This is a genomic window from Sandaracinus amylolyticus (genome assembly GCF_000737325.1).
GTDB lineage: Bacteria > Myxococcota_A > Polyangia > Polyangiales > Sandaracinaceae > Sandaracinus > Sandaracinus amylolyticus.
This window is the reverse complement of the sequence record NZ_CP011125.1, coordinates 2,425,480-2,437,674: the sequence shown is the minus strand read 5'-3', so window position 1 is coordinate 2,437,674 and position 12,195 is coordinate 2,425,480. Positions and strand designations below refer to the sequence as shown.

9 protein-coding genes are annotated in these 12,195 nt (G+C 71.6%); 4 read left to right on the top strand and 5 right to left on the bottom strand.

What is annotated here, in order from left to right:
* The first annotated feature begins 3 nt into the window (after positions 1 to 3).
* Positions 4 to 1,815: a hypothetical protein gene (locus tag DB32_RS10225; RefSeq protein ID WP_053232234.1), complete on the top strand. Its 1,812-nt coding sequence runs from the start codon at positions 4 to 6 to the stop codon at positions 1,813 to 1,815.
* Between the two features lie 56 nt (positions 1,816 to 1,871).
* Here DB32_RS10225 and DB32_RS10220 read toward each other — a convergent pair whose 3' ends face one another.
* The 5 genes from DB32_RS10220 to DB32_RS10200 form a co-directional block, all read right to left on the bottom strand.
* Positions 1,872 to 2,264, bottom strand: a complete 393-nt coding sequence (locus DB32_RS10220; RefSeq protein WP_053232233.1) for a hypothetical protein — start codon at positions 2,262 to 2,264, stop codon at positions 1,872 to 1,874.
* 14 nt (positions 2,265 to 2,278) lie between these two features.
* Positions 2,279 to 3,436 (bottom strand): zinc-dependent alcohol dehydrogenase, encoded by a 1,158-nt coding sequence (locus DB32_RS10215; RefSeq protein ID WP_053232232.1) that lies wholly within the window; start codon positions 3,434 to 3,436, stop codon positions 2,279 to 2,281.
* Positions 3,437 to 3,582: 146 nt separating this feature from the next.
* Positions 3,583 to 4,785, bottom strand: coding sequence for an NAD(P)-dependent oxidoreductase (locus DB32_RS10210; RefSeq protein ID WP_053232231.1), 1,203 nt, complete (start codon positions 4,783 to 4,785; stop codon positions 3,583 to 3,585).
* 58 nt (positions 4,786 to 4,843) lie between these two features.
* Positions 4,844 to 5,887: a hypothetical protein gene (locus DB32_RS10205; protein ID WP_053232230.1), complete on the bottom strand. Its 1,044-nt coding sequence runs from the start codon at positions 5,885 to 5,887 to the stop codon at positions 4,844 to 4,846.
* Positions 5,887 to 7,026 (bottom strand): hypothetical protein, encoded by a 1,140-nt coding sequence (locus tag DB32_RS10200; protein ID WP_053232229.1) that lies wholly within the window; start codon positions 7,024 to 7,026, stop codon positions 5,887 to 5,889. The genes DB32_RS10205 and DB32_RS10200 overlap by 1 nt, the downstream gene beginning before the upstream one ends.
* A gap of 58 nt (positions 7,027 to 7,084) precedes the next feature.
* Here DB32_RS10200 and DB32_RS10195 point away from each other — a divergent pair, with 58 nt between their 5' ends.
* The 3 genes from DB32_RS10195 to DB32_RS10185 all read left to right on the top strand — a co-directional run bounded on the left by DB32_RS10195 (position 7,085) and on the right by DB32_RS10185 (position 12,186).
* Positions 7,085 to 8,251, top strand: coding sequence for a hypothetical protein (locus tag DB32_RS10195; protein WP_053232228.1), 1,167 nt, complete (start codon positions 7,085 to 7,087; stop codon positions 8,249 to 8,251).
* A gap of 108 nt (positions 8,252 to 8,359) precedes the next feature.
* Positions 8,360 to 9,973 carry an Ig-like domain-containing protein gene (locus DB32_RS10190; protein ID WP_053232227.1) on the top strand — a complete coding sequence of 538 codons (1,614 nt, stop codon included), beginning with the start codon at positions 8,360 to 8,362 and terminating at the stop codon, positions 9,971 to 9,973.
* On the top strand, positions 9,970 to 12,186 hold the full coding sequence (locus tag DB32_RS10185; protein WP_053232226.1) for a c-type cytochrome: 2,217 nt from the start codon (positions 9,970 to 9,972) through the stop codon (positions 12,184 to 12,186). Before DB32_RS10190 ends, DB32_RS10185 begins: the two co-directional genes overlap by 4 nt.
* Positions 12,187 to 12,195: the final 9 nt, after the last annotated feature.

The following is a 12,195-nucleotide window of genomic DNA, read 5'->3' as shown; positions in this document are numbered from 1 at the left end:
ACGATGGGACTGCCGACTCGATCCCACGCTCGAGCCCTCGCGCTCGCGACGCTCGCGACGTGCGTGGCCGCGCCCGCCGCCGCGCAGCCCGGCCATCGGATGCAGACCGAAGAGGGCTTCTACTTCTTCGTCGATCACGTGCCCGGCGAGTACGGCGACGATCCGAACCAGGGCACGGGCGCGCTGCTCTCCGTGTTCGGCTCGGACACGCGCACCCTCGAGCTCGGCGTGCGCTCCGACGGCTCGCGCTTCTGGTACCGGCAGGACGGCACCGCGACGACGTTCTCGCTCGGCGATCGCCAGATCGATCTGCCCGACGTGCGGAGCGGTGTCGTGCAGATCCGCAGGAGCGTGTTCGTGCCCGAGGAAGGGCCCTCGATCGCACGCATCGTCGACGTGATCACGAACACCAGCGACGAGCCCCTCGCGATCACGCTCGACGAGGTCGTTCCCGCGAACCAGCTCGCGACGTCGAGCGGCGACACGATGGTCGACACGGACGACGCGTGGTCGGTGTCCGGCTTCTCGTGGATCGAGGAGATGACCGGGCTCGTGTGGGGCTCGGCATCGCCGCCGGTGCCCGGTGTGATCACGCGCGAGGGCTTCCTGCGAATGATCTCGCGCACCGTGCGCATCGGCCCCGGCGAGCGCGTCGTGCTCGTTCGCTTCGCGACGAAGTCGCGCACGCTCGAGGGCGCGCGCGATCTCGCGCTGCAGGTCCTGTCGGGCCCGCCTCCCGAGGTGATGGTCGGCATGGACGAGCTGATCCCCGACGTCATCAACTTCGACTGGGTCGTGCCCGGCGCGCCTCGCGTGCAGATCGAGGCCGCGACGATCGTGCCGGAGGGCGCGGCGATCCCCGTGCGCGCCACCGCGCTGCCCGCGGACGTGACGTGGAGCTGGGACGTGACGGGCACGGGCGAGCTCGTCCCGATGGGCACGACGCGCGAGGTCAGCGTGCCCGCCGACGCGCTGGATGGTCCCGACCTGATCCGCGTCGGTGCGGAAGCGACCGCGGACGGACGGAGCACCCGGCGCTACTGGATGATCCGCGTCGAGAACGTCGCGCCGTCCTTCGTCGATCTGCCCGAGCGCCTCGAGCTCCGCGTCGGCGAGGCGCACGAGCTCGTGCTTCGCGCGCAGGATCCCTCGCCGCTCGATCGCACCTCGTTCGAGCTGGTCTCGGCGCCCGAAGGCGTGACCCTCGAGCGCGATCGCGTCCGCATGCGCCCGACCGAGGCGCAGATCACGCGCGGCGGTCGCGAGCTGATCATCGCGGTGCGCGTGATCGACGACGACGGCGGCGCGACCGACGCATCGATCGCGCTCGCGGTGCGACCGAACCGCGCGCCCTCGGTGCCGATCCCGATCGCGCCGGTGCCGGGCTCGAGCATCGAGGATCGGACTCCGGACCTCGTCGTCTCGAACGCGATCGACGACGACGGCGACACGCTGCGATACGAGCTGGAGATCGACACGTCGCCGGACTTCGACGCGCCCATGCGCGTCGCGGATCTCCCGAGCGGCACCGCCGTGACGTCATGGCCCGTTCCCGAGGCGCTCGCGCCGGGCAGCTACGTCTGGCGCGTGCGCGTGACCGACGGCGCGTTCACGAGCGACTGGGCCACCGCGTCGTTCCGCGTGAGCGCGCCCCGCGACGCGGGGGCTCCCGCCGACGCGAGCGCGCCGCCGCCGACCGAGCGCAGCTCGGGCTGCGCGGTCGGAGGTGGTGCGCGTATCCGCGGCAATGCGCTCCTGCTCGTCCTCGGCGCCATGATCGTGATCCGTGCTCGGCGCCGGCGACTCCAGCGCTGACTCCGATGCTCGTCGCGGCCAGCGCGGATGAACATCCGCGCTGGCCACGATGGCCCTCAACCGCGCGCGATCATCCGCGTCGCGAGCACACCGAACAGCGCGACCGCGCCGAGCGCAGCGACCCCGCGCGCGCCACTCAGCCGGTGCTCCCACACATCGACGCGATCCGCGAGCAGCAGCAGCATCCAGTGGCGCGTCCAGTGATCCGGGTACGAGTACGCCAGCTTCCGAACGCGGCCCGACAGGCCCTTCGGCGGCTGCGCGGTGCCGTACACCGGCGGGATCTCCTTGTACGGCCGCTCGTTCTTGAACACCGTCACGTCCGACGACTGCTGCGCCGGGATCTTCGCGCTCTCCACGGGCCGCGGCTCGCGCTCCTTCGGATAGCCGGGCCGCCGCGAAGGATCCGCGTCGACTCCGTATCCGACGATCTGGCTCGGATCGATCATGATCGTCCTCCTCCTCACGCGCTGACGGTGCTGGTCCCGGGGGTGAGCACGCACTTCACGCAGCCGTCCTTCTTCTGCGCGAAGAGGTGATAGGCCGTCGGTGCGTCCTCGAGCGAGAAGCGGTGCGTGATGATGCCCTTCGCATCGATGCGCCCCGCGCGGATGTGCTCGAGCAGGTGCTCCATGTAGCGCTTCACGTTGCACTGGTTCATGCGCAGCGTGAGGCCCTTGTTCATCGCAGTGCCGATGTCGACGAGGTTCCACGGCGGGCCGTAGACACCGACGATCGACACGTTCCCGCCCTTGCGGGTCGCGTGCATGCACCAGTTGATCGCCGTCGCGCTGCCGCCCTCGAGCTTCAGCCCGAGCCCGACGATCTTCTGCATCACCGAGCCCGAGGCCTCGCACCCGACGGCGTCGATGGTGGAGTCCGCGCCGCGACCCTCCGTCATCTCCTTGATCGCGGCGATGATGTCGACTTCCTTGAAGTTCAGAGTCTCGACTTGCGCATATTTCTCCGCGAACTCGAGTCGATAATCGACGTAATCGACGCCGATCACACGGCCCGCGCCCATCAGCCACGCGCACTTCATCGCGAAGAGACCGACGGGCCCACAGCCGAACACGACGACGGTGTCGCCGGGCTTGATGTCCGCCATCTCCGCGCCCTGATAGCCGGTCGGGAGGATGTCGCTGAGGAAAAGGACGTCCTCTTCGTCCATGTCCTCCGGGATCTTCATCGGGCCGACGTTCGCGTACGGAACGCGCACGTACTCCGCCTGTCCGCCCTCGTATCCGCCGGTCGTGTGCGAGTACCCGAACACGCCACACGCGACGTCGCTCGTCGGATTCGAGTTCTCGCAGTTCGCGAAGAGCCCGCGCTGGCAGAAGAAACAGGTCCCGCACGAGATCGGGAACGGGACGACGACGCGATCACCGACCGCCAGGTTGCCCACGCCCGGGCCGACCTCTTCGACGATGCCGGTGAACTCGTGACCGAAGGTGTGCCCGACGCGCGTGTCCGGAATCAGACCGTGCAGCAGGTGCAGATCCGATCCGCAGATCGCACTGCGCGTGACCCTGAGGATCGCGTCCTGCGGGTGCTCGATCCGCGGGTCCGGCTTGTTCACGACGGAGACGCGATAGGGGCCCTGATAGCTGAGTGCTCGCATTCGAGTTCCACGCTCCTCGAAAGGTGACGTGGGGACTCGACCGAGGGGTCACAAGCGCGCGTCGTGATTCGTGATCACGACGGAATCTTGCCCGTCGCGCGACCGCACGGCGTGGCGCGCGACCACGCGATCAGATCGTCGCGCGATCAGATCGTCGACGCGCCGACGTGGAACACGTCCGCGCTCGCGCCGATCGCCGCGAGCACCTCGGCGCTCGGCTCACCGACGACCTCGACGCGCGCGAGCGCCGCACGACCGCCCGAGAACACGACGTTCTCCATGCCCTGCACGTTGTGTCGCGCCTCGCTCAGGATGCGCAGCACGTGCGCGAGCACGCCGACACGATCGGCGTGGCGCACGACCACGACGTGCGTCGCCGCGCTCCGCACCGCGAGGTTCACGCAGTTCGGGATCGGCTCGGCGCGCTGGTACGCACCGACGATGCGCACGACCTCTTCGCCGACTGCTTCTTCGGCCTCGTCGGTGCTCGCGCCGACGTGACAGGTCCCGTACACGTTCGGGTGATCGGCGATCGGCTCCTCGAAGGGCGCCTGCCCGGCGCTGGGCTCCTTCGCGAACACGTCGAGGCCGGCGCGGATGCCGCGCGACGAGCACGCCGCGAGCAGCGCGTCCTGATCGACCACCTCGCCGCGCGACGTGTTCACGAAGTACGCGCCGGGCTTCATCGCAGCGAACACGCTCGCGCCGATGCGCTTGTCGGTCTCGGGCGTGAGCGCGAGGTGCACGCTCACCGCGTCCGCGTTCGTCACGGCGGCCTCGGGCGTCGTCGCGCGCACGATGCCGAGCTCCTCCGCCTGCGCCTCGGTCAAGCGACGCGACCACCCGACGACGCGCATGCCGAGCGCCTGCGCGCGCACGATCACCTCGCGCGCGATCGCACCGACGCCGAGCACCGCGAGCGTGCGACCGCGCAGGCCGCGCGCCTCGCCGAGCGTCTTCTTGTCCCAGCGATGCGCGCGCAGGCTCGCCACGTTGTCGGCGATGCGGCGATCGAGGTTGATCAAGTGCCCGATCGTCAGCTCCGCGACCGCCGCCGCGTTCTTGCCGGGGCAGTTCGCGACGTAGACACCGCGCGCCGAGGCCGCGCTCATGTCGATCGTGTTCACGCCGGCGCCCGCGCGGATGATCAGCGAGAGGCTCTTGCCGCTCTCGACGTGCTGCGCGGTGACCTTGGTGCTGCGGACGATCAGCACCTCGGGGTCGAGCTCGCGCATCGCCGCGCCGAGGGTCTCGCCCTCGAGCTTCGGATCGACGTCGAGGCGAGCACCGAGGTCCTGGAGGCGACCGGGGACGAACGAAGCGAGCTTGTCGGCGACGAGGATGCGCATGCGCCCACGATACCGGCGCGTGCTGCGCGGCGATCGTGGGCGCTGTGCGCTTCCTCGTTCACGGCACGGTCAGGTCGCGGACGCGCCAGAACCACTGGCCCTGATCGAGATCGATGTGCACCACCGGACAGCCCTGATCGTCGACGCCGATCAGCTGCTGCACGCGCGCCTGACGACCGACGAACGGATCCATCTCCGCCGACCAGTTGTCGTCGCCGTTCACCGGGCGATGACGACCGATCGTCACGCTCGCGCCGACCGCGATCGGCCCCCACTGCACCGTCGCGTCGGTGAGCCCGCACTCCTGCGGCGTCGCGCTGCCGCCGGTGCCGAAGAGACCTCCGCCCCCACCGCCGCCCGAGCCCCACGCGACGACGCTCGCCGGACGACCGTGATCGCTGCTCACGCCGGTGCTCGCGACGAGCCCACCACCGCCCGCGCCGGCGTCACCACCGCTCCCGAGGCGCAGATCACGCACGCGCCAGAACCACTGCCGGCTGTCGATGTCGACCCGCACGCCCGGGCAGCCGACTCCGTCGATCCCCGAGAGCTCCACGACGCGCGCGCGACGACCGACGAACTGCTGCATCTCGTCGGCCCAGTTGTCGTCGCCGTCGACCATGCGATGGCGGCCGAGCACCACCTCGGTGCCCGTCGAGATCGGCCCGTAATTCGGGCGCATCTCGTCCTGTCGGCACTGCTGCGGGATCCCCGTCGCGCTCGGCGCGCGCGCTTCGGCGCGGGGCTGCGGACCGGTGCCGATGCCGAGATCGCGCACGCGCCAGAACCACTGGCCACCATCGACGTCGACGCGGATGCCGGGGCATCCCGCGGCGTCGACGCCGCTCAGGCGCGTCACGCGCGCGGCGCGGCCGAGCCAGCGCGCCATCTGATCGTCCCAGTTGTCGTCGCCGGACACGAAGCGATGGCGCTGCAGGGTCACGACCGTGCCGGGCTCGAGCGCGCCGTAGCGCGCGGCCTCCTCGGTCATCCCGCACTCCTGGGGCGGACGTCCTTCCGTCGACTGGGCCGACGCGAGTGGAACCATCGCGAGCGCCGACACCACCAGCGCGAGCGTGAACAGGGCGGAGCGAGCGATCATCAGTCGCGCATCGTACCACCCGGGCAGTGGCTCGGCAGTGCGTCCAGGTCGCGCACGAACGTACGGAAGCGACCCTCGACGCGCAGCGCGCCCGGCGCGAGCGGGAGCTCGGCGACGAACGTCCCCTCGAGCGCACCGCCGAGCGCGCGCTCGAGCGCGGTGATCGTGAACGTGCCCGCGCCTCCGCTCGCGCGACCGATTCGCGGGACGGTGATCTCGATCGACGCGCCGAGCGGAGCGATCGCGCGCTCGAACGGAACCGCCGCGTCGGACGGCAGATCGAGCTCCGCGCGGAGCCCGGGCCGCGTGGTGGAGAGCACGTCGGGCGCGCCGCGCTCGTCGAGGATCACGCGGTGGGCGCAGCCCTCGGCGCGCAGTCGCACGCCGCGCGCGAGCTGCGGGAGATCGATCGTGATCGGCGCCTGGTCCACGGGCGCGCCGCCCGAAGCGGGAGGCGGGAGCACGCGCGTCACGTCGAGGTGGAGCTCGGCGGGCTCGCGCGCCGCGCGCGACACGCGATCGGCTCCGAGCGCGCTCGCATAGCGCCGGACCCACGCCTCGCAGCGCGCGCGATCGCGCGGCGGACAGCGCGACGTCTCGCCCGCGAGCACGGCCACGCACGTGGGGCGATCGGCGATCGTCTCCGCGTCGCAGAGCGCGGGATCGCGCGCGGCCCACGCGACGCAGCGTGGCTCGCGCCCCTCGATCGCGAGGTCCTCGGGGCACACGCCGGGGTCACCGGCGATCATCGCGAGGCGTCGCCGACAGCCCCGGCGCGCGGTGGACACCGAGAGCGCGTCGCACGCCTCGACGTCGCGACGATGCACCGCGTCGAGCGCGCGGCACGCGTCGTCGAAGAACGCGTCGTAGCCGAGGTCGCCGAGCGCCTCGGCCGCGAGCGTGGGGGTGTGCGCACGAAGTTGGGCGAGGCACGCGGCCACGGACTCGAAGTGCTCGATCGTGGTGCTCAGGTCCTCCACATCGGTGGGCCACGAAGCAGGCATCGGCGCGGTCGTCTCGTCCGCGCCGCTCGGCGCGGACGGCGCGGGCGCGATCGGCTCGGGCGCCGGCGCAGGCGCGGGATCGCTGCACGCTGCGCAGGCGATCAGGACGCCGAGGAACGGCCACGAACGACGCACGGCGCGAGCATACGCGCACCTCGCCCACCCGGCCTCGCCCTGGTACAAAGGCCCACTGATGCGCTACGAACGCCGACTCGTCATCGTCGCCGCGCTCTCCGCGCTCCTGACCTTCGTCGCGCTCGAGCCCCCACGCGCCGGCGCACAGGACACACCCGAGACGGCACAGCCCGAGACGGCGCAGCCCGAGACGCCGCAGCCCGAGACGGCACAGCCCGAGAGCCCACCGGCGGCGCCGGGCGAGACGACGACGGCGACGACGCTCCCGCAGCCCTCGCGGCGCTTGATCGTGATCGACGCGGCGACGTACGGGATCGATCCCGTCGTCGGTCGTGTCGCGACCGAGCGACTCCGGCGCACCGCCGTCGAGATGGGCTACGAGGTGCTCGATGGCGGCGCGACCATCGCGGCGGCGCAGCGGCTGCGCATGCCGTATCCGCCGGCGCCCGCGGACCTCTGGCGCGTGACCTGGGTCGCGCAGGCGCATCGCGGCGCGTTCGCGCGCATCTGGGCCTCGGAAGGTCGCTACGTGATCGAGATGACGGTCGCGAGCCTCGACGGCACCGGGCCGTTCTTCGCGCGCGAGACCGCGGGCTCGGGTGATCTGCGCGAGGTGATCGATCGCATGGTGCGCGCGACGCTGCCTCCTCCCGCGCAGTGGCAGCAGCAGTCGACGTCGGCGGTCGGTGCGACGCCGAGCGCGCCCGCGGCGGTGCCGCGTCGATGGCGCGAGCGCCCGCGCGAGGAGCTCGCGCACCCGGGTGGCATCGGCGTGCGACTGCCCGAGCCGCCGCTCCGCCGACTGCAGCTCAGCGTGCAGACCGAGGCGGTGATCGGCACCACGCAGGGCGGCTTCTACAACCACCTCGTCGGCGCGCGCGTCGACGTGCGCATCACGCGCGACCTGATGTTCGGCGCGTACGTCGGATACGCGAACCTCCAGGGTCGCAACGAGCGCGCGAACAACATCCTCCTGATGATCCAGGGCGAGCAGCGCATCCGCGTGAGCCCCGCGCTCGGCCTCACGATCCCGCTGCGCGTCGCCGCGGGATACCTGCCCTTCAACGGGCCGGTGATCCGCCTCGCGGCGGGCGTGAATTACGCGATCTCGGAGGACTGGGAGATCGGCGCCGACATCGTCGCTCCGACGTTCTGGATCCTCCCCGACGACGTGGCGGTCTCGCTCGACATCGCGGTCGAGGCGACCTACCGATTCCCGTTCTGACGCGCGCGCACGCGCGTGCAGTCGCGCGCTCCGGCCACGGATCGGCCGCACGGGACAAGAGCGGGCTCACGATCGGCGCGGCGCGAGCTCCGATACCATCGCTGCGACATGCGGAACCACGCAGCGGCGGTGGCGCTCTGTGCGCTCTCGATCCTCGCGTGCGGCGACGACGACGCCGCGAGCACCGACGCCGGCGCACAGGCGCAGGACGCGGGGAGCGACGCGGGGCCGCCGATGCGCACTCCGTTCTGCGATCCGAGCGCCGGCGCGCCCGGGCCCTACCCCGCGCCCGACGCGTTCCCCGCGCCGCGCGGTCCGGGAGTGCCCGCGGTGACCTTCGAGGAGAGCGCGCTCGGAGCCGGCTGCGCCTTCCTCGACGGCGGCGAGTGGGACGTCACCGATCACCACAACCTCGGCGTCATCTACGACGGATATCTGCTCATGCCGATCGCGCCGGAGTTCGGCGGCGGCGGACTGGCCTTCTTCGATCTCAGCGATCCCTGCGCCCCGACGCGCATCGGCTCGGGCAGCTCGCGCCAGATGCGCGAGTCGCACTCGATCGGGTTCTCGTCGCACGGCGGTCGCTGGGCGGTGGTCGACGGATTGCGGCGCGCGCTCATGCGCGACGCCGGAGGCGTGCAGTTCTGGGACGTGTCGGATCCCACCGCGCCCGAGGCGGTGTCGAGCCTCGATCTGCCGGGATTCCTCTATCCCGACGCGTATGCACGCGTGACACTGAGCGTGTTCTGGCAGGTGCCGTACGTGTACGTCGCCGGCGCGGACAACGGCGTGTACGTCGTCGACGCGACGAATCCGCGCAATCCGGTGCTGGTGCGACAGGTGTCGTTCGAGCCGACGCTGCGCGCCGGACACGTGCAGGCGATCGGGAACCTGCTGATCGTCACCGCGGCCGAGGGCCCGCGCACCGTGCTCCTCGACATCTCGGATCCCGAAGATCCACAGCCGATCCCGGGCGGCGACTTCGACGCGCTCGACGAGAACGGCAGAGCGCGAGAGGCGTACTTCACGACCGCGACCGGCGGATACGTCTGGTACGCGAAGAAGGAAGACGGCGGCGGATTGATGGTGATGGACATCCACGATCCGACGCAGCCGCGATATGCAGGCTCGTATCGCAGCGGCGGGAACGGCGGATACGTGTTCCTCCACGAGCACTACGCGTTCGTCGGCGAGTCGAGCGTCGCGCGCATCTACGACGTGTCGGATCTCTCGAACATCCGAGTCGTGCGCGAGCTGAGCCTGCCCGGTGATCTCGACACCATCGTGCCGCTCGGGAACCTCGCGCTGCTCAGCGTCGACGCGCTGCCCGACGGAGTCGATCCGAACGATCAGGGCAGCGCCATCGCACCGTGGCGCGCCGAGCCCGACTCGAACGCTCCGCGCGTGACCTGGGCGTGGCCGCAAGACGGCGCCGAGGGACTGCCGCCCACGTCGCGCTTCGCGGTCACGTTCGACGAGATGATCGACGTGCAGAGCGCGTGGGAAGGCTCGGTGCGCCTGCATCGCGCGGGCGCGACGCCCGACGAAGGCCGCGTCGCGGGCGTGGTGAGCGCGCAGGAGACGATCGTCACGTTCTCGCCGTTCTGCCCGCTCGAGCGGGGCGAGTACGTGCTCGAGATCCCCGCGGGCGGCGTGCGCGACGTGTCGGGCAACGCCGTGAGCGAGGCGTTCACCGCGACGTTCCGCGTGGGCGTCCCGTGAGGCGCGCGCTCGCGATCGTGCTCGTGCTGGCCGCGTGCGGCGCGCCGCGCGTCGAGCCCGACGCCGCCGTCGTGCAGGACGCATCGACGCCGATCGACGCGCCGGTCGAGCTGCGCGCGCTCGCGGGAGCGTCGCGCTACGCGCTCGTCGGTGACGAGGTCGTGCTCGACGGCTCGGCCTCGACCGGCGCGACGCGATATCAATGGGCGCCCGGCGGTGGCCTCGCGCCTGGGCCGATCTCCGAGGATCCCGTGCTGCGCGTGCGCTACGCCGCGCCGGGCCGCGAGCAGGCCGTGCTGACGGTGTGGGACGCCAGCGGACGACGGCGCAGCGCGGGGGTCGTGATCAGCGTCACGCGTCCGCCGACCCACGTGCCGCGACAGTCGAGCTCGATCGCGCTCGTGGGCGATCACCTCGTCGCGGCGGTGAGCCCGGACTCCGACGAAGTCGTGCTCGCGCGGTGGAGCGACGACGCGACGCTCGAGGTCGTGCGTCGCGCGCGTGTGTGCGACGAGCCGCGGACGCTCGCGCCGTGGCGCGGTCGTGTGATCGTCGCGTGCACCGGAGACGCGGTCGCGCTGGTGGAGCTCGAGCGCGACGCCGTGCAGCAGGTCGCGCTCCCGCGCGGGTCGCGCCCGTTCGGCGTCGTCGGCACCGACGGCTCGGCGTGGGTCTCGCTCCAGGCGACTGGCATGCTCGCGGAGATCACGCTCGAGGATGCCAGTCTGCGACTGGCACGCTCGATTCGTGCGATCGACGATGCGCGCGGCGTCTCGGTGCTGCCCGACGGGCGCATCGCCGTCACGCGCTGGCGCTCGCCCGACGAGCACGGCGAGATCGCCGCGGTCGACGTGACGAGCGCCGACGTCGAGACCTGGACGCTCGCGTACGATCCGCAGCCGTCGAGCGACACCGAGGTCGGCGGCGTGCCGAGCTATCTGGAGCAGCTCCTCGTCTCTCCCGACGCGACCACCGCGATGGTGCCCTCGCTCCAGGCCGCGATCGGCGAAGGGCTGTTCGTCACCGGAGGCGCACGCCCGCTCACGTTCGAGACGACCATGCGCGCGGTGATCTCGTTCCTCGATCCCGCGAGCGGCGTCGAGGACGTCGAGCGCCGCCGACAGCTCGACAACCGCGGGTTCACCCACGCAGGCGTGCTCTCGTCGCGCGGCGACTACCTCTTCGCGCTCACCCGCGGCACGCGCACCGTCGAGCGCATCGACGTGCTCGAGACGCGGCTCGCCGGATCGATCCAGGACGTCGGGCTCGCACCGAACGGGCTCGCGCTCTCGCCCGACGATCGATTCCTGTTCGTCGACGCGTACCTCTCGCGCGAGATCGTGATCTACGACGTGCGCGACTTCGACGTCGAGCCCAGCGCGCTCGCGCGCGTCCGCATCCCGACGAGCGAGCCGCTCTCCGACGTCCTCCTGCGCGGCAAGATCCTCTTCAACGACAGCCGCGATCCCCGCCTCTCGAGCGACGGATACATCGCGTGCGCGCACTGCCACCTCGACGGGCTCGACGATCGTCGCGTGTGGGACTTCACCGATCGCGGCGAGGGACTGCGGAACACGACCTCCCTGCTCGGATTCCCCACCACGGGCGCGATCCACTGGACCGCGAATTTCGACGAAGTGCAGGACTTCGAGCACGACATCCGCGGTCCGTTCCGCGGCGCCGGGCTGATGGACGACGCGTCGTTCCACACCGGCACGCGCGACACGACGCTCGGCGACCGCAAGTCGGGGATCAGCGCGGATCTCGACGCGCTCGCGGCGTACGTGGCGTCGCTCGCCACGTTCGCGCCGAGCCCGTTCCGCGCGCCCGACGGCTCGCTCCCGGAGGCCGCCGAGCGCGGGCGCGTGCTCTTCGAGTCGAGCGCCACGGGATGCGCCGACTGCCACGCCGGCGATCGCATGACCGACAGCGGCTTCGACGAGGATGGCAGTCCGCGGCTCCACGACGTCGGCACGCTCGGCGCCGGCTCGGGCCAGCGGCTCGGCGCGGCGCTGCCCGGCCTCGACACACCGACGCTGCACGGCGTGTGGTCGACCGCGCCCTATCTCCACGACGGCTCGGCCGCGACGCTCCGCGAAGTGCTCCGCGATCGCAACCCGGGCGACGCGCACGGCCGCACGGCTGCGCTCGGCGACGCGGACATCGACGATCTCGTCGCGTACCTGCGCTGCCTCGACGGCCGGCGCGACTAGCGGCATACC